Annotated in this window: 14 protein-coding genes; 5 read left to right on the top strand and 9 right to left on the bottom strand. The window is 72.9% G+C overall.

Going from position 1 to position 18055, the window contains the following annotated elements; translation table 11 throughout:
- The first annotated feature begins 170 nt into the window (after positions 1–170).
- Positions 171–488: an ATP/GTP-binding protein gene (locus A6A06_RS00870; RefSeq protein WP_073757767.1), complete on the top strand. Its 318-nt coding sequence runs from the start codon at positions 171–173 to the stop codon at positions 486–488.
- Positions 489–491: 3 nt separating this feature from the next.
- Here the strand turns inward: A6A06_RS00870 and A6A06_RS40605 are convergent, their stop codons facing one another.
- The 7 genes from A6A06_RS40605 to mce all read right to left on the bottom strand — a co-directional run bounded on the left by A6A06_RS40605 (position 492) and on the right by mce (position 11436).
- Positions 492–1868, bottom strand: a complete 1377-nt coding sequence (locus tag A6A06_RS40605) for an ABC transporter permease subunit (RefSeq protein ID WP_079193718.1) — start codon at positions 1866–1868, stop codon at positions 492–494.
- Positions 1865–3160: an ATP-binding cassette domain-containing protein gene (locus A6A06_RS00860; RefSeq protein WP_073757766.1), complete on the bottom strand. Its 1296-nt coding sequence runs from the start codon at positions 3158–3160 to the stop codon at positions 1865–1867. Before A6A06_RS00860 ends, A6A06_RS40605 begins: the two co-directional genes overlap by 4 nt.
- Before the next feature lie 161 nt (positions 3161–3321).
- On the bottom strand, positions 3322–4095 hold the full coding sequence (locus tag A6A06_RS00855) for an ABC transporter permease (RefSeq protein WP_073757765.1): 774 nt from the start codon (positions 4093–4095) through the stop codon (positions 3322–3324).
- A gap of 2 nt (positions 4096–4097) precedes the next feature.
- Complete coding sequence (locus tag A6A06_RS00850; protein WP_073759587.1) at positions 4098–5177, bottom strand: ABC transporter ATP-binding protein; 1080 nt, start codon at positions 5175–5177, stop codon at positions 4098–4100.
- A 288-nt stretch (positions 5178–5465) separates the two neighbouring features.
- On the bottom strand, positions 5466–6404 hold the full coding sequence (locus tag A6A06_RS00845) for a cellulose-binding protein (RefSeq protein ID WP_073757764.1): 939 nt from the start codon (positions 6402–6404) through the stop codon (positions 5466–5468).
- A gap of 114 nt (positions 6405–6518) precedes the next feature.
- Entirely contained in the window at positions 6519–10763 is a 4245-nt protein-coding gene (scy, locus tag A6A06_RS00840; RefSeq protein WP_073757763.1) for a polarized growth protein Scy, read from the bottom strand.
- A 199-nt stretch (positions 10764–10962) separates the two neighbouring features.
- On the bottom strand, positions 10963–11436 hold the full coding sequence (gene mce, locus A6A06_RS00835) for a methylmalonyl-CoA epimerase (RefSeq protein WP_073757762.1): 474 nt from the start codon (positions 11434–11436) through the stop codon (positions 10963–10965).
- A 173-nt stretch (positions 11437–11609) separates the two neighbouring features.
- On the opposite strand from mce, the gene A6A06_RS00830 reads away from it, so the two are divergent.
- Both A6A06_RS00830 and meaB read left to right on the top strand, forming a co-directional pair.
- Complete coding sequence (locus A6A06_RS00830) at positions 11610–12785, top strand: acetyl-CoA C-acetyltransferase (protein ID WP_073759585.1); 1176 nt, start codon at positions 11610–11612, stop codon at positions 12783–12785.
- A 148-nt stretch (positions 12786–12933) separates the two neighbouring features.
- On the top strand, positions 12934–13902 hold the full coding sequence (gene meaB / locus A6A06_RS00825) for a methylmalonyl Co-A mutase-associated GTPase MeaB (protein WP_073757761.1): 969 nt from the start codon (positions 12934–12936) through the stop codon (positions 13900–13902).
- A gap of 753 nt (positions 13903–14655) precedes the next feature.
- Here the strand turns inward: meaB and A6A06_RS00820 are convergent.
- On the bottom strand, positions 14656–15282 hold the full coding sequence (locus tag A6A06_RS00820; RefSeq protein ID WP_073759583.1) for a PepSY domain-containing protein: 627 nt from the start codon (positions 15280–15282) through the stop codon (positions 14656–14658).
- 126 nt (positions 15283–15408) lie between these two features.
- On the opposite strand from A6A06_RS00820, the gene A6A06_RS00815 reads away from it, so the two are divergent.
- The gene (locus tag A6A06_RS00815) at positions 15409–16071 is read left to right on the top strand and encodes a response regulator transcription factor (protein ID WP_075806930.1); all 663 of its coding nucleotides are present in this window, start codon (positions 15409–15411) and stop codon (positions 16069–16071) included.
- On the top strand, positions 16064–17467 hold the full coding sequence (locus tag A6A06_RS00810; RefSeq protein ID WP_073757759.1) for a sensor histidine kinase: 1404 nt from the start codon (positions 16064–16066) through the stop codon (positions 17465–17467). The genes A6A06_RS00815 and A6A06_RS00810 overlap by 8 nt, the downstream gene beginning before the upstream one ends.
- A gap of 3 nt (positions 17468–17470) precedes the next feature.
- Here the strand turns inward: A6A06_RS00810 and A6A06_RS00805 are convergent, their stop codons facing one another.
- Positions 17471–17947 (bottom strand): MarR family winged helix-turn-helix transcriptional regulator, encoded by a 477-nt coding sequence (locus tag A6A06_RS00805; protein WP_073757757.1) that lies wholly within the window; start codon positions 17945–17947, stop codon positions 17471–17473.
- Positions 17948–18055 lie beyond the last annotated feature (108 nt).

Genomic DNA, 18055 nt, shown 5'->3' with positions numbered 1-18055 from the left:
AGCCGACGCGACATCCCCCTAACAGGCAACAACGTGTGACACGTGCCAAGGGCACGGCCCTGGGCGCAGTTTCCTGATGATCGCAGGATTGTGGTGACCGGCATCGCCCCATGACGGAGCCGCGTAGGGTGGTGACGGCCCGTGACTCCGCAGATTTCCCGAGGTGCCCAGTGTCTCCGCGTCGAAACCGCTCTCGCGGCGGTGAGAAGCCAGCCGACCACGCGGGCGGGGGCCGCTACGGTCTCGAACGTACCGAGGAGTGGCACGGCGAGGAGTGGGTCGTACGGCACCTGGGGGGCGGCGGCACGGCCAAGCACTACCGGTGCCCGGGGTGCGACCAGGAGATCCCGCCGGGGGTGCCGCACGTCGTCGCCTGGCCGCGGGAGGGCGACGTGGACGAGCGCAGACACTGGCACAAGGCGTGCTGGAACGCACGGGACCGCCGGAGCGCACGGCTCCAGCGGTCCCGTAACGCACCGCGGTACTGAACGTCAGACGTCGCGCTTCTCCAGCGCCCCGTAGGCGCCACCGAGGACGACGGCGGTGACCACCGCCAGGACGAGCAGCGGCTGCCAGCCGGCCGGGCCGTCGGGCAGGAACGGCTGGCCGTAGAGCGCGCCGAGGTTGTTCGGGATCGAGTACTCGATCAGCTTGGTCGCGAACGGGCGCAGGCTGTCCGAACCGACCATGAACACGGCCATCAGCATGGGCAGCAGGACCAGGCCCATCATCGCGCTGATCGCGCCGGCCGAGTGCCGCAGCAGCGTGCCCGCCCCCAGGGCCAGCAGGCTCAGCAGGGCGACGTACAGACCCGAGCCGACCGTGGCACGCAGCCACTGGTCACCGGTCGGAGCCGGGCCGTTGAGCATCCCGGCGTGCGCCACCGCGACCAGCGCGTTGGAGACGGTGGTGAAGGCGAACGTCAGGGCGAACAGGACGATCGCCTTGGCGGTCAGCACCCGGGCCCGGCTCGGACAGGCCGTGAACGTCGTACGGATCATGCCGGTGCCGTACTCCGAGGAGATCACCAGCACGCCGAGCGGGATCACGCACAGCGTCCCGAGCAGCAGGCCGAACCAGGCGAAGCCGAGCACCGGCTCGACCACCCGGTCCGGGCCCGCCAGCGCCAGCGACGTCAGCAGCCCGATACCGACGTTCAGCAGGATCATCGCGCCCAGCGTCCACATCGTGGAGCGCACCGAGCGGATCTTCGTCCACTCGGAGGCGAGAGCGTGGCCGAGGTTGGTGCGGCGCACCGGGATCGGCGAGACGTAGGCCGGGGCGGTGCCGCCGGGACCGGCGGCCTGCCAGGCGGCGGGGATCTGCTGCTGATGAGGAGGCTGCTGCGCTTGCTGCTGTGCGGGCTGGTGCGGCTGCTGGGGCGCCTGCTGGGGCGCCTGCGGCGGCGGGAAACCGGCGGGCGGCTGCTGGGCCTGGAGCGTCATCGTGCCCGCGTCCCTGGGCGCGCCCTGCGGGACGTGCGGGCCGGGCGGGACGGGCGCGCCCTGCGGCGCGGACTGGGCCTGCGGCGCCGACTGGGCCTGGAGCATCATCGTCCCGGCCTCCTGGCCGGGCGCGGCGGCGGGCGGCTGCTGAGCCTGGAGCATCATCGTGCCCGCCTCGCGGGCGGGAGCACCCTCCTGCGCAGCCTGGCCCGCCTGCGGCGGCAGGGGCGGCTGGGCCGGGGGCTGTCCGCCGGGCTGCTGCTCCGGCCGGGAGTGCGCGGCCAGCGGCCGGGGCTCCGGCTGCTCGGCGGGCGGCTGCGCGGGCGGCTGCGGGGCCCCGGCCGGGGGCGCCGGGACGCCCGCGCCGGGAGCGTCGGTGTCGTGCGGCTCAGGCTGCGGCTGCGGCTGCTGAGGGCTGGTCATCGGGCGTCCTCGGTGTGCGGCGTGGAGATGTCGGCGGGGGCGGCGGGCTGGGCGGCGTGCGGCATCGGCGCCGGGGCGCCGGCCTGCGGGCCCGGCTGCGGCTGCCCGTACGGGTTCGGCTGTCCGTACGGCGAGCCCTGGCCGGCCACCGGCGGCGGGTAGCCCTGGCCCGGCGCGCCGCCGGGCCCCTGCGCGTACGGGTTCGGCTGTCCCTGGGCCCCGGGGTGGCCCTGCGGCTGCCCCGGGTGGCCGGGGTGCCCGTACGGGCCGGGCTGCGGCGCTCCGGGTGCGTACCCCTGCGGCGGCTGCCCCGGCGCACCGGGGCCCTGCGGTGCGTGGGCGGGCGCCTGCTGCTGGAGGCCGGTCCGCTGGTCGGCCGTCGAGCGGTAGTCCACGGCGCCCTGCGTCAGCTGCATGTACGCCTCTTCCAGGGACGCCTGGTGCGGCGACAGCTCCCACAGGCGGATGTCCGCGTCGTGGGCGAGGTCGCTGATGCGGGGCAGCGGCAGCCCGCTGACGCGCAGTGCGCCGTCCTGTTCCGGGGCGACCCGGGCACCTGCCTCGCCGAGCAGCGAGCCCAGCTTCTCGCGCAGCTCCGGCTCGGTGTCCGGGGTGCGGACGCGCGCGAAGTCGGCGGAGTTGGCCGAGATGAAGTCCTTGACCGACATGTCGGCCAGCAGCTGGCCGCGGCCGATGACGATCAGGTGTTCGGCGGTCAGCGCCATCTCGCTCATCAGGTGCGAGGAGACGAAGACCGTACGGCCCTCGGCGGCCAGCTGCTTCATCAGGTTGCGGACCCACAGGATGCCCTCGGGGTCCAGGCCGTTGACCGGCTCGTCGAAGAGCAGCACCTGCGGGTCGCCGAGCAGTGCCGCCGCGATGCCCAGGCGCTGGCCCATGCCGAGCGAGAAGCCGTTGGAGCGCTTGCGGGCGACGTCCTGGAGGCCGACCACGCCGAGCACTTCGTCGACCCGGCGGGCCGGGATGCCGGAGAGCTGCGCGAGGCAGAGCAGGTGCTGGCGCGCGCTGCGGCCGCCGTGCACGGCCTTGGCGTCGAGCAGCGCGCCGACGTGCCGCGGGGCGTTGGGGACCTGGCGGAACGGGATGCCACCGATCGTGACGCGCCCGGTCGTCGGGGTGTCCAGGCCGAGGATCATGCGCATGGTCGTGGATTTGCCGGAGCCGTTGGGCCCCAGGAACCCGGTGACGGTGCCCGGCCGCACCTGGAACGACAGGTTGTGCACGGCCGTCTTGGCGCCGTAGCGCTTCGTCAGGCCGAATGCCTCGATCATTCTCCGCCCCTCAAAAATGGTTCGGGGCAGAGGTGCTCTCGTACCCCCGTGAGGGTTAGGAGGTTATCCGCAGGCTGACGGTTCCCGTCAAAACGCGGGCCGGCGGGGCGTGCGGGACCACGGGGACCGGCGCCGGGCAGGCGGCTCCGGAGCCCGGCGTCTCATGCGTCGCGCCGCTTCAACAGGACATACCCGCACAGCAGTACGGCCGCCGTCCACGCGAGCATGATGACGAACCCGCCCCACGGCCCGTACGGCACCTCGCTGCCGGCCGGCGGCACCACCTGCATGATCTTCTGGCCGGCCTGGTCGGGGAGGTACCAGCCGATCTTCTTGGTGGCCGAGACGTTCCCCAGGATGTTGGAGATCAGGAAGAAGAACGGCATCAGGATGCCCAGCGCCAGCATGGGGCTGCGCAGCATCGTGGCCACGCCCATCGAGAACACCGCGATCAGCGTCATGTACAGCCCGCCGCCCACCACGGCCCGCAGGACGCCGTGGTCGCCGAGGGTCGCCGCGTGCGCGCCGAGCAGTGCCTGTCCGATGAAGAAGGAGAGGAAGGCGGTCACGAAGGAGACGACGAGGGCGAGCAGGGCGGCGACGGCGACCTTGCTGAAGAGGAAGGTGCCGCGCTGCGGCACGGCGGCGAGCGAGGTGAGGATCATGCCGGTGCTGTACTCGTTGGAGACCACCAGCACCCCGAAGACGATCATCGCGAGCTGGCCGAGGCCCATCCCGGCGAAGCTGATGTTCGTGGGGTCGAAGGTGAGCCGGTCGCGGGGGGACATGGTGCCGAAGTCGTTCGAGGCGAGCAGGCAGATCAGCGCGCCCAGCGCGACCGTGACGACCAGCGCGATGCCCAGGGTCCACACCGTGGACCGCACCGACCGGATCTTGGTCCACTCCGACCTCAGGACCTGGGAGACCGCCGCCATCGTCAGGACCCCCGCTTCTTGTTCCGCCAGTCGGCGCCCCAGCCGCCGCCGGGCGGCGCGTCCGGTGCTCCCCGCGTGTTCCGTGCTCCCGGCGCGTCCGGTGTTCCCGGCGCCTCCGGTGCGCCCGGCGGTGGGGGCGCCTCCGGCAGGGTGCCGTCCGGCGCCGCCGGCCGTGGCTCCTCCGAATGCGCGTGATATTCCACCGATCCGGCGGTCAGCTGCATGAACGCCTCCTCCAGGGATGCCTGCTGCGGGCTCAGTTCGTGCAGGACGAGCCGGTGCTGCGCGGCCAGTTCGCCGAGGGCGGCGGCGCTCGCCCCGTCGACCTCCAGCGCGTCGCCGGACGCCACCGCCGTGTACCCGGCCCCCGCGAGCGCTTCGAGCAGCCGCTCGCGCTCCGGCGACCGCATCCGTACGTACGAGCGTGAGTTCTGCCGGATGAACTCCGCCATCGAGGTGTCCGCCAGCAGCCGCCCCTGGCCGATGACGATCAGGTGTTCGGCGGTCAGCGCCATCTCGCTCATCAGGTGCGAGGAGACGAAGACCGTACGGCCCTGCGCCGCCAGACCCTTCATCAGGTTGCGGATCCAGTGGATGCCTTCGGGGTCGAGCCCGTTGACCGGCTCGTCGAACATCAGGATCTCGGGGTCGCCGAGCAGTGCCGCCGCGATGCCCAGGCGCTGGCCCATGCCCAGGGAGAAGCCCTTGGAGCGCTTCTTGGACACCGCGGTGAGTCCGACGGTGTCCAGTACCTCGTGGACGCGGGCGCGCGGGATGCCGTTGCTCTGTGCCAGGCACAGCAGGTGGCTGAAGGCGCTCCGGCCGCCGTGCACGGCCTTGGCGTCCAGCAGGGCGCCGATGTGCTTCAAGGGGTTGGACAGCTGCCGGTAGTGGCGTCCGTCGATACGGACCCGTCCCGACGTCGGATGGTCCAGGTCGAGCATCATCCGCATGGTCGTGGACTTGCCGGCGCCGTTGGGGCCGAGGAAGCCGGTGACGATCCCGGGCCGCACCGTGCAGGTCAGCCCGTCCACGGCGAGCTTGTCGCCGTACCGTTTGGTCAGCCCCTCGATCTGGATCATGTACAGCACGCTAAGCGGGGGCCGGAGGGCCCGCATCTCGGGCGTACCGGACATCGCGCACCGGGGGCTGCCGAGAGCCGGGGGCGACCCGTACGGGCCGGTACGACGGTCCGCAGGTCTCCGGTACGACGGTCCGCAGATCTGCTGAAAGCATTCCGCCCGCCCGGCCTCCGGAGAGAGGCGGGGCGGGCGGAAAACGCCTGCGCCGTGCTGCGCGGTACCGGCCGTCACGGAGACGGGCCAAAAAAGCCCGCCGGCCGCACCGGCGTCACCACGGCGAACGGCGCCTCAGCGCGACTGCTGCGCCGGGACGCCGCGGGAGATCGGCTCCTCGTCCGCCGGGGTACCGGCCGCGGCGACCGCCGCACCGGTGAGCGTCGCGAGCATCTCGCGGACGTTCGTCAGCTGGGCGTTGATCGAGTCGCGGCGGTTGGTCAGCGCCGCCAGCTCCCGCTCGGACTCGCTGCGGATCCGGTCCGCCTTCGCGTTCGCGTCGGCCACGATGTCCTCGGCCTGGCGCTGCGCCGTCTCCACCGTCTGGCGGGCCCGGCGCTCCGCGTCCGTCCGCAGCTTCTCGGCCTCCAGCCGCAGCTGCTCGGCCCGGTGCTCGATCTCCGCCAGCCGCTTCTCGGCCTTGGCCTGACGCGAGGCCAGGTCCCGCTCGGACTGCTCGCGGCGCTTGGCGAGGTTGGTCTCGAAGTCCGCGGCGGCCTGCGCGGCCTTGGCGCGGGTCTCCTCGAAGAGGGAGTCCGCCTCCTCCCGCTTGGACTGTGCGTCCTTCTGCGCCTCGGCGCGCAGCGCGGTGGCCTCGCCCTGCGCCTTCTCGACGATGCGGGCGCCCTCGTCCTCGGCCTTGGCCTTGCGGTCCGTCGCGAACTGCTCGGCGTCGTTACGGACCTGCTGGGCGGACGACTCGGCCAGCTCGCGGTGCTGCTCGGCGGCCCGCCGGGCCTCTTCGCGCAGGTCCTTCGCCTCTTCCTCCGCGAGCCGGAGGATCTTCTCCACGCGCGCGCCGAGGCCCGCGTAGGACGGTTCGGCGTCATTGACCTGGGCCTGGGCGTTCTGCGTTTCGAGGTGCAGCTCCTCGATCCGCTTCTCCAGCGAGGTGATACGGGCCAGGGCGCTGTCGCGGTCGGCGACCAGCTTCGAGATGCGGTCGTCCACCTGACCGCGGTCGTACCCACGCCGCACGAGCTCGAAGCCGTAGGGGGAGGAAGTGTCGCTCATGGGGTTCCTGTCGAAAGAGACCGGTGAGGTGATAAAGGGAATCCTAGGGGCCGCAACGGCGTGTCATCGAGTCATTGCACGTTTGGAGTGGAGAATGGCCCCTCATTCGGGTGGCTACCCCTCAGACTGCTTGCCACTCGAACGAGTTGCGCCCGCCCCCGCCGCGGCCTTCGCCCCGTCCTTGCCACCACCGTTGGCCGGGGCCTCGAAAGACTCCAACGCCTCCAGCACGTCCTGGACACGGGAGATCTCCGCGTTGATGTCCTTGCGGCGCCGCACCAGCACCTCCAGCTCGCGCTTGCCCTCCTCCACGATCTGCTCCGCCTCCGCGCGGGCCTCGGTGCGCAGGCGCTCCGACTCCCGTACGGCCGCGGCCTTCTTCTGCTCGGCCTCCTTGAGCAGCCCCTCCGCCTTCTTCACCGCGGCGATCCGGACCTTGCTGGCCTCGCTGCTGGCGTCCGACACCATCCGCTTGGCCTTCTCCTCGGCCTCCGCCTGCTGCTGCGTGGCCTGCGCGATCAGCTTGTCGACGCGCTCCCCGGCGTTCTTCATCGTCTCCGACGACTCGCGGCGGGCCCGGTCGTGCAGCTCCTCGACCTCGCCCTCGATGCGGGTCCGCAGCTCCTCCGCGCGGTCCCTTATGGCGGTGGCGTCCCCGCGGGCCTCGCTCAGCAGGACGTCCGCGTCCGTACGGGACTTCTCGACCCGCGCGTTGCCCTCGGCGGTGGCCTCGGCGACGATCCGGTCGGCCTCCTTGCGGGCCGCGCCCACCATCAGGTCGGACTGCTCCTCGGCGGCGGTCGCCGACTTCAGCGCCTCCTCCTGGGCCTTGGCCACCAGCTGGTCGGCCTGCTCGGCGGCGTCCGAACGGCGCTGCGCCGCGTCCTTGCGCGCCGCGTCGACGGTCTGCTCCGACTCCTCCAGCGCCTCGGTACGCAGCCGGTCGGCCTCCGCCTCCGCGTCCTCCTTGATCCGTTCGGACTCCGCACGCGTCCGGGTGGCGTGCTCCTGCGCCGAGGTGACGGTGTCCGCCGCCTCCGCGCGCAGCCGGTCCGCCTCGGCGGTGGCCTCGGCGATCATCCGGTCGGCCTGCTCGCGGGCGTCCGCCCGGGTGCGGTCCGCGTCCCGCTCGGCGCCCGCGGTGGCCTCCGCCGCGTCCGCACGCAGCTTCTCGGCCTCGCTGCCGGCCTCGGACATCAGCTGGTCGGCCTGCTCGGCGGCGTCCGAACGGGTCCTGTTCGCCGCCTCGCGCGCCTCGTCGCCGGTCCGCTCCGCCTCCTGACGCGCGCTCTCCAGCGCCTCGGCGGCCTCGGTCCGCAGCCGCTCGGCCTCGCCGGTCGCCTCCGCGACCAGCTCCGCCGCCCGCTGCTCGCCGTCGGCCCGCAGCTGCTCGGCGGCCTCCTGGGCCTCGCGGACCGTGCGGTCCGCGTCGTCCTGCGCCGAAGAGGTCAGCTCGGTCGCCTCGGTGACGATCCGTTCGGCCTCGGTACGGGCCTCGGTGATGAGCTGGTCCACCTGCTCGGCGGCGTCCGAACGCATCCGGTTGGCGTCGTTGCGGGCCTCCGCGCGGGCGCGGTTGGCGTCCTGCTCGGCCGAGGCCAGCGCGTCGGACGCGTCCGTACGCAGCTGCTGCGCCCTGGCGGAGGCGTCCGCCACCAGCTTCTCGGCCTGCGCGGTGGCCTCCGCGACCAGGGTGTCGGCCTGCTCGGCGGCGTCCGTACGGGCCTTGCCGGCCGCCTCGCGCGCCTCGTCCAGCGTGCTGTCGGCCTCCGCGCGCAGCCGGTCGGCCTCCGCGATGGCCTCCGCGACCGTCCGGTCCGCCAGCGCCTTCGCGGCCTCGGCCTCCTCCTGGGCCTCGCGCCGGGCGCGGCCCGCGTCCTCGGCGGCGCGCTCACGCTCCGCGTACGCGTCGGCCCGTACCCGGTCGGCCTCCTCCTGCGCCTCGGTCCGCGTACGGTCCGCGGAGTGCTCGGCCGCCGAACGCAGCCCGGCGATCTCCTCCTCGGCCTGCTCGTGCAGCCCGGCGACCGCGTCCCGCACCTGCTGGGCGGTCTGCTCGGCCGCCGCGACCAGCTCGGCGGCCCGCCGGTCGGCCTCCTCGACCAGCCGCTCGGCCTCCTCCTGCGCCTCGGCGACCCGTGTACGGGCCGAGGCGAGCAGCTCCTCGCTCTGCTCACGCGCGGCCGTGCGCTCCTGGTGCGCCTCCTCGCGGGCCTCACCGAGCAGCTGCTCGGCCTCCCGGCGGCGGCGGGCCGCCTCCTCCTGGGCGGCGGCCAGCGCCTCGGCGGCCTCCGCGCCCGTGCGCTCCGCGGCGGCGGCGGCCTCCGCGCGCACCCGGTCCGCGGTCTCCTGGGCCTCGGTCTTCAGACGCTCCGCCTCGGCGGCGGCGTCACTGCGCAGCCGTACGGCGACGGACTCGCCCTCGGCGCGCGCGGCGGACGCGTCGGTCGCCGCCTCCGTACGCAGCCGCTCGGCCTCGTCCTCGGCCTGCTGCTGGAGCACCCGCAGCCGCTCCGCCGACTCCGCCTTGAGCCGGGCGGCCTCCTCCTGTGCCTCCCGGCGCAGCTTCTCGGCCTCGCCACGGGCGTCGTGCAGCGACTCCTCGGCCGCGGTGACCTTCTCCGCGGCCTCCGTCCGGAGCCGGTCCAGCTCCTCCTGCACCTCGGTACGGCGCTCGGCGGCGGCCTCCTCGGCCTCCGTACGCAGCTGCCGCGCGGCTTCCTCCGCCTCCGACCTCAGCCCGGCGGCGGCCTCCTCGCCCTCGCTCCGCAGCTCCTCGGCCTGCGCGCGGGCGCTTTCGAGTGCCTCCTCGGCCTGCTTGCGCAGGGCGGTGGCCCGCTCGACGGCCTCGGTCCGTACCCGTTCGCTCTCCGCGCTCGCGCCCGAACGGGTCTCCTCGGCGTCGGACTTCGCCTTGGCCAGCAGCTCCTCGGCGGTGGCGGCCGCCTCCTCGATCTGCTGGACCGCCTCGCGGCGTGCCTCCGCCCGGATCCGGTCGCCCTCGTCGACGGCCTCGGACCGCAGCTGCTCGGCCTCGCCGCGCAGCCGCCGCGCCTCCTCCTGGAGCTCGACGGTCTTGGCGCGGTACTCCTTCGTGTCGTCCTTGGCGGCGCCCTTGAGCTGCTCGGCTGTGTCGTGCGCCTCACCGCGCAGCCGGTCCGCCTCGGCCTCGGCCTCCCGGCGGACCCGCTCGGCCTCCTCGGCCGCGGCCTTCGTGGTGGCCTTGGCGTCCTCCGACGCCTTGGTCAGCACCTCCTCCGCGGTCCGCGCGGCCTTCGCGAGCTGCGCCGCCGAGTCCTCCGCCGCCTTGGACCTGGCGGCCTCCTGCGCCTCGGCGACCAGCCGCTCGGTCTCCGTACGGGCGTCCGCGCGCAGCTGCTCGGCCTCCGCCTTGAGGGCGTCGGCCTCCTTCGTGGCCTCGCCGACCAGCCGGGCGATCTCCGCCTTGGCCGTCCGCAGGCGCTGCTCCTGGTCCGCCTCGGCGGCCGACAGCCGCTTGGTGGCGCTCTCCTGCGCCTCGGAGACCAGCTTCTCCGCCTCGGCGCGGGCCTCGCGCAGCGCGCGGTCGGCCTCCTGCATCCGGGTCTCGGCGGTCTTCGTCAGCTCCGCGGCCTGCCGCCGCGCCTCCTCGGACTCCGTACCGACGCTGGTGCGCAGCTGCTCGGCCTGGTCCGTGGCCTCCTGGGCCTGGCTGGAGGCGGCGTTCAGCAGCCGCTCGGCGTCCGTACGGGCCCGGCGCAGCACGGCCTCGGCCTCGGTGCGCGCCTGCTCGGCCTCGCTGCCCAGCCGGGTACGGGTCTGCTCGGCCAGCCGCTGCGCCTCGGCGCGGGCTGCGGTCAGCGCCTGCTCGGCCTCGGTCCGCGACTCGTCCATGAGACGGCGCGCCTGCGACTCCGTACGGGCCCGCAGCTGCTCCGCCCAGGCCACGTTCTCGTTGACGTGCGACTCGACGGTCTGACGGCGCTCGTTGAGCTCCTCGTCCAGCCGGCGGCGTCGCTCGACCGCCTCGGCGTGCAGGTCGGACTCCATGCGCGCCTGGCGCTCGGCCTGCTCCTGGAGCAGCCGCTGCGTCTGGGCACGCGCCTCGCGCACCTCGCGCTCGGCGTCCGTACGCAACTGGTCGGCCTGGATCTGGGCGTTGCGCAGCAGCTGCTCGGCCTGGTGGCTGACGTTGTCGTAAGCAGGGCGGGCCGCGATGGTGCGCCGCGCCTCATGGAGCTTGGCTCGCAACACCTCGACCTGGTAACCGAGGTCGTCGGCGTGCTGGACCGCCTTGTCCCGCTCCGTCTTCAGCCGCTCCATCTCGGCCTCGAACTGCGAGAGGTGGTCGTCAGCCTCGTAGCGGTCGTTGCCCCGCACTGCGCGGTCCCATCCGTCCCCTGGTCATGGTGGCGGCCGGCTCCCATCTGCTCGTCCGCAGCCCGAATTGCCTCGTGCCGGGCGCGTACTGGAGCTGACCCTTCCGAAGAAATGGTGTCAGATCATCGGCGGAGTGTGGACCGGGCCCCGACCCGGCCCCCGGCCGAAGATGCACTCTACCGGCCGGGGAAGGGAAAGGTCAGTGCTCAGTCGTGGAGGTAGACGAGGAAGAGGGGGCGGCAGTTCCCTCGTGAGGGGCCGCGGTGACCAGTTCGGTCAGCACGCCGTGGCAGTCCTTGGGGTGCAGAAAGGTGATCCGCGACCCCATGGAACCCGTGCGCGGCTCGTCGTAGAGCACCCGCACACCCTTGTCCCGGACGGCCTCGGAGTCCCCGTCCACATCAGCCGTCCCGAAGGCGATGTGGTGCACCCCCTCCCCGTTCTTGGCGAGCCACTTGCCCACCGCGGAGTCCTCCCGGGTGGGTTCCAGGAGCTGGAGGTACGAGGCGCCGCCGTCCGACGTATCGTTGATCTTCAGCATGGCCTCGCGGACGCCCTGCTCCTCGTTGACCTCGGTGTGGAACACCTCGAAGCCGTACGTGGCGCGGTAGAACTCGACGGTCGCGTCGAGGTTCTCGCAGGCGATCCCGATGTGGTCGATTCGCGTCAGCATGGCTCCAGTGCACCGCTCGCACGCGTGGTTACGCAACGTGCGCGCGATCACACCCGCAGCCCGGTGACCCGGCGCCTACCGCTCAGTACATTGACGGGAACCCTCGTTAACCTCCCTGTACAGGAAGGGCCGCGCTGATGTCGACAGCGAACGGTACGTCCAGCACCACCTCCGTGATCGTCGCGGGCGCCCGTACCCCCATGGGCCGCCTGCTGGGGTCCCTGCGCAGCTTCTCCGGCGCCGACCTGGGGGGCGCGGCCATCAAGGCCGCGCTGGACCGGGCGGGCATCGGCGGCGACCAGGTGCAGTACGTGATCATGGGCCAGGTGCTCCAGGCCGGCGCGGGCCAGATCCCCGCCCGGCAGGCCGCCGTCAAGGCCGGCATCCCGATGAGCGTGCCGGCCCTGACCGTCAACAAGGTCTGCCTCTCCGGCCTCGACGCCATCGCCCTCGCCGACCAGCTGATCCGCGCCGGCGAGTTCGACGTGGTCGTCGCCGGCGGCCAGGAGTCCATGACCAACGCGCCCCACCTGCTGCCCAAGTCCCGCGAAGGCTTCAAGTACGGCGCCGTCGAGATGCTCGACTCGATGGCCCACGACGGCCTCACCGACGCGTACGAGAACGTCGCGATGGGCGAGTCCACCGAGAAGCACAACGCGCGCCTGGGCATCGGCCGCGCCGCACAGGACGAGATCGCCGCCCGCTCCCACCAGCGGGCCGCCGCCGCCCAGAAGAACGGCCTCTTCGAGGCCGAGATCACGCCCGTGGAAATCCCGCAGCGCAAGGGCGAGCCGGTCGTCTTCAGCAAGGACGAGGGCATCCGGCCCGAAACCACCGCCGAATCCCTCGGCAAGCTCCGCCCCGCCTTCGCCAAGGACGGCACGATCACCGCCGGCTCCGCCTCGCAGATCTCCGACGGCGCCGCCGCGGTGGTCGTGATGAGCAAGGCCAAGGCCCAGGAGCTGGGCCTGGAGTGGATCGCCGAGATCGGCCCGCACGGCAACGTGGCGGGCCCGGACAACTCCCTCCAGTCCCAGCCGAGCAACGCGATCCGGCACGCCCTGGGCAAGGCCGGCCTCGCCGTGGAAGATCTTGACCTGATCGAGATCAACGAGGCGTTCGCCGCGGTGGCCGTGCAGTCAATGAAGGACCTCGGGGTGTCCCCGGAAAAGGTGAACGTCAACGGCGGAGCCATCGCGCTCGGTCACCCGATCGGCATGTCCGGCGCCCGCATCGTGCTCCACCTCGCGCTGGAGCTGCGGCGGCGCGGCGGTGGCGTGGGGGCCGCGGCGCTGTGCGGTGGCGGCGGCCAGGGCGATGCGCTGATCATCCGCGTGCCGGGGAAGTAGGCCGGCGCTGCGCGGGGCGGTGGTCCGGGGCCGGGCGCCGTTACGGCGATCGTGCGACGCGGTGCCGCCGACGGCCGATCACCGGCTCCGCCTTCTGCCCGCCGCCGTACACATGCTCCACGTGGAACACAATGGGAGGAACTGGTCGATGGTGGACGTCCCCGAGCTGGTGGAACAAGCACGGCAGGGCCGGCCACGGGCCGTGGCCCGGCTGATCTCGCTGGTGGAGGGCGCGTCCCCGCAGCTGCGCGAGGTGATGGCGGCGCTGGCTCCGCTGGCCGGCCAGGCGTACGTGGTCGGGCTGACCGGGTCGCCCGGCGTCGGCAAGTCGACCTCCACGTCCGCGCTGGTGAGCGCGTACCGGCGGGCCGGAAAGCGGGTCGGGGTGCTCGCCGTGGACCCCTCCTCCCCGTTCTCCGGCGGCGCGCTGCTCGGTGACCGCGTCCGCATGTCGGAACACGCGTCCGACCCCGGCGTCTACATCCGCTCCATGGCCACCCGCGGCCACCTGGGCGGCCTCGCCTGGTCCGCGCCCCAGGCCATCCGGGTACTGGACGCGGCCGGCTGCGACGTCGTGCTCGTCGAGACGGTCGGCGTCGGACAGTCCGAGGTCGACATCGCCGGCCAGGCCGACACGACGATGGTGCTGCTCGCACCGGGCATGGGGGACGGCATCCAGGCCGCCAAGGCCGGAATCCTGGAGATCGGCGACGTCTACGTCGTCAACAAGGCCGACCGCGACGGCGCCGACGCGACGGCCCGCGAGCTCAACCACATGCTCGGCCTGGGCGAGGCCCGTGCGCCCGGCGACTGGCGGCCGCCGATCGTCAAGACGGTGGCCGCGCGGGGCGAAGGTACGGACGAGGTCGTCGAGGCCCTCGAAAAGCACCGCGCCTGGACCGAGGAACACGGCGTCCTCGCGGAGCGCCGCCGCGCGCGGGCGGCCCGCGAGGTCGAAACGATCGCCGTCACCCGCCTCCGCGAACGCATCGGCGACCTCCGCGGCGACCGCCGCCTGTCCGTCCTGGCGGAACGCATCGTCGCGGGCGAGTTGGACCCGTACGCGGGGGCGGACGAATTGGTGGCGGGGTTGACGGGGGAGGATGCGGGGGGTTGATCGCGGTTGGCCCGGTGGGGGTGGGCGTTGTGCGCGTGGGGTCCGGTGGGGGTGGGCTCGGGCCCACGCAGGGGTCACTCCTCGACACCGTGTACGTCAACGGCGAAAACATAGTGAACCCAGATACCCGGCTGCTCTGCGGGGAGACCCCTGCGTGGACCCGAGCCCGGCCGGATTGCGGCTTTCCCGCCATCGTGGCTGCAATACCCCTGCGCGCAGCGCAGGGGCCGGGGCCGTGTCCACCGCGCGCAGCGCGGTGGACTGGGCCCGCCGCGCGGAGCGTGGCGGCTGGGCCAGGCACGCCATGAGGTGCGCACCCGCCGCTGGGTGACGCCATGGCCCGTCCCCGCCCCGCCACCGTGGGCCTCACCGCTAGGTGGGCGCCGATCAGGCACGCCGCGGGTGCACATCCGCCGCCGGGTGACGCCATAGCCGCCCCCGCCCTCCACCCCATGAGCCTCACCATGTGGTGGGCGGGCACGGGGGTGATCGATGAATTCCCCCCAGCTGGCCGCAGTCGCCAAACGACCTGAGGGGGTGCGTAGGGGGCCATCCCCGCAGAGCAGCCGGGTATCTGGGTTCACGATGACATTCCCCGTTGCCGTACACGGTGTCGAGGAGTTGGCCCCCTGCGCACCCCCGCCCCACGAGTCACACAATGCGACCCGCCCGCCAGCACACCCCCCGCGCGAAGCGCAAACGCCCACCCCGCCAGGGGTGAACCTGACGAATCAGGTCCAGCCCCCCGGGGGCCTAGTCGTCGTCCGAGCCCTCCTGCGGAGCAACCGTCACCCGCGCACTCTTCGGGTCCACGAGAACCTTGTGCTCCTTGCCGTCCTTGGTGACGGTTTCGACCTCCCAGGCGGCACTGGCCCGGTGGTCGTCGTCCAGGTCGACGGAGGTGACCGTGCCGTACGAGGCGGCGGCCTTCTGCGCCGCCTGCGTGGCGTCGACCGTGGCACCCTTCAGCTCGGCGCGGGCGTGGGCGACGCCGTGATCGTCGTCCCCCTCGTGCTCGACGCGCTGGTTCAAGACCTTCGCGTTGCCCGCGTCGAGCGTGACCTCGTGCCACTTGCTGTCCTTGCCGAGGATGTCGACCTCCCAGACCAGGCCGGGCCGGTCCTGGTCGAGGTCGATGCCGGTGACGGTGCCGGGAGTGGCCTTGAGGGCGGCCGCCGCGGCCTGCGGGGCGGTGACGGACGCGGCCTTGGCCTCCCGTGCGTCCTCGGTCATACCGTCGTCGGGGACGCTGACACTGGAGCGCGGCGTCGACGACTGGGACGGCGTGGCCGAGTCGCCGCTGAAGGCGACGGCGGTTGCGGTGCCGCCGCCGACGAGGGCGGCCGCGGCCACGGTGGCGATGACGATGTTGCGCTTCATCTCGGTTCGTTCTCCCCGGTTGGTGAGGTGTTGCTCGATGACGTGGTCCACCGTGGCCGAACGAAGCTGAAGGCAGGCTGAAGTCACCTGAAGGGTTCTTCAGGCGGGCGGTGGCATCGTGTGCGTATGCGCCTGTTGATCGTGGAGGACGAGAAGCGGCTGGCTCTGTCGCTGGCCAGGGGACTGATGGCCGAGGGGTACGCGGTCGACGTGGTGCACGACGGCCTGGAGGGGCTGCACCGGGCGGGTGAGGGCGCGTACGACCTGATCGTGCTGGACATCATGCTGCCGGGGATGAACGGCTACCGGGTGTGCGGCGCGTTGCGCGCGGCCGGGAACGACGTGCCGATCCTGATGCTGACGGCCAAGGACGGGGAGTACGACGAGGCCGAGGGGCTGGACACCGGCGCGGACGACTATCTGACGAAGCCGTTCTCGTATGTGGTCCTGGTGGCCCGGGTCAAGGCGCTGCTGCGCCGCCGCGGCCGGTCGGCGCTGCCGGTGCTGCGGGTGGGGGAGTTGACCATCGATCAGGGTTCGCACCGGGTGGAGCGGGGCGGGGCGGAGGTGGTCCTGACCGCGAAGGAGTTCGCGGTGCTGGAGCAGTTGGCGCTGCGCGCGGGGGATGTCGTGTCGAAGGCGGAGATCCTGGAGCACGTGTGGGACTTCGCTTACGAGGGCGACGACAACATCGTCGAGGTGTACGTGAGCGCGCTGCGCCGAAAGCTGGGCGCGGCGGCGATCGTGACGGTGCGCGGCGCCGGTTACCGGCTGGTGTCCGGTGCGTAGGTTCTTCGGGAAGGTACGGGTCCGGGCCGCGGCGGGCGCCTCGCTCGTGGTGGCGGTGGCGCTGGTCGCGGCGGGAACGGCGTTGCTGCTGGTGCTGAAGAGCAACCTGGTGGGGCAGGCGGATCTCCAGGCGGAGAACGCCGCGCGGGAGGTCGCGACGCAGATCGCCACGGGCAAGCCGTACCGGAAGCTGGATCTGCCGGACGGGGAGGACCGTCCGGTGGTGGTGCTGGCCGAGGACGGGCGGGTGCTGGCGGCGGGCGAGGACGTACGGGCGGTGGACGGGAAGGCCGTGACGGAGCGGCATCCGCCGGCCGCGCGGCAGCCGGACGACGACGATGACGGTGACGACGAGCAGGGGATCAAGCCGGGGGAGGTCGAGGACTCGGCGCGGCACAGTGCCGGTACGGCCACGGTCGGGCACCGCACGGCGGATTACCGGTTCGCCACGGTGGAGGCGAAGGACACGCGGGGCGACAAGGCCGTGGTGCGGGCCGGGGCGCCGCTGGCGGCGGAGCGCGAGGCGGTGGGTTCGGTGCGTACCGCGATGCTCATCGGGCTGCCGTGTCTGCTGCTGGTCGTGGCGGGGGTGACCTGGCTGGTGACGCGGCGGGCGCTGCGGCCGGTGGAGGGCATCCGGCGGGAGATGGCGGTGATCACGGCGAGTACGGACCTGTCGCGGCGGGTCCCGGAGCCGGGGTCGCGGGACGAGATCGACCGGCTGGCCCGTACGACGAACGAGACGCTCGGCGCGCTTCAGGCGTCGGTGGAGCGGCAGCGACGGTTCGTGGCGGACGCCTCGCACGAGCTGCGCAGCCCGATCGCGAGCCTGCGGACGCAGTTGGAGGTGGGCATCGCCCATCCGGAGCTGCTGGACGCGGAGGGCGCCGTGGAGGACACCGTACGGCTGCAGAATCTGGCGGCGGACCTGCTGCTGCTGGCGCGGCTGGACGCGGGGGAGCGTCCGGCGGACGCGCGGATCGATCTGGCTGCGCTGGTCCGCGAGGACGTCTCGCAGCGGGTGGGGGACCGGATCGCCGTGCAGGTGGGGGAGCTGGCGGGGGTGGAGGTCGCGGGGTCGCGGAGTCAGCTGGGGCGGGTGCTGGGGAATCTGCTGGACAACGCGCAGCGGCATGCGGAGGGCGTCGTACGGGCGAGTGTGGTGTGCGACGGGCGGTGGGCCGTGCTGCGGGTCGAGGACGACGGGCCCGGGGTGCCGCCGGAGGAGCGTGAGCGGATCTTCGAGCGGTTCGTACGGCTCGACGACGCCCGTAGCCGCGACGACGGCGGGGCCGGCCTCGGCCTCGCCATCGCCCGCGACGTCGCCGAGCGGCACGGTGGCACGCTGGCCGTGCGTGCGGGCTCGGTGTTCGAGCTGCGGCTGCCGGTGGTGTAGCCGTCAGACCTTGCCGCGGCGGCCTCGCAGGTGCTCGGCCACCGGGGTCAGGGAGTCCCGGAGGGACGCGAGGTTCTCGGGGGTGAACAGGTCGATGAAGTGCCGGCGTACGGACGCGACGTGGTGCGGCGCGACCCGGCGCATGGTCTCCCAGCCTTCGTCCGTGAGGACCGCGTACAGACCGCGGCGGTCGGACTCGCAGCTCTCACGGCGTACCAGGCCCGCGTTCTCCATGCGGGTGATCTGGTGGGACAGGCGGCTCTTGGACTGGAGGGTGGCGGCTGCCAGGTCGCTCATGCGCAGCCGCCGGTCCTCGGCCTCGGAGAGGTTGACCAGGATCTCGTAGTCGTTGATGGTCAGTCCGAACGGCTGCAGGTCGCGCTCCAACTGGTGCATCAGCAGCCGGCTGACGTCCAGGTGGGTACGCCACGCTCGCTGCTCCTGGTCGGTCAGCCAGGGAGTGTCGCTGTCGGTCGTCATGAATGAATTCTACCCGTGAAAGTTGAATATCGAATTAGTCATGGCTGTGACATGGCCCAGGGCGCTCGGTCGGGCACGTGCTCAGACGTTCGAGGTCACCGTCCGCAG

It is taken from the genome of Streptomyces sp. CB02923 (genome assembly GCF_001905005.1).
Lineage (GTDB): Bacteria > Actinomycetota > Actinomycetes > Streptomycetales > Streptomycetaceae > Streptomyces.
The sequence above is the reverse complement of the archived record's forward strand: the minus strand, read 5'-3'. Positions and strand labels throughout refer to the sequence as shown.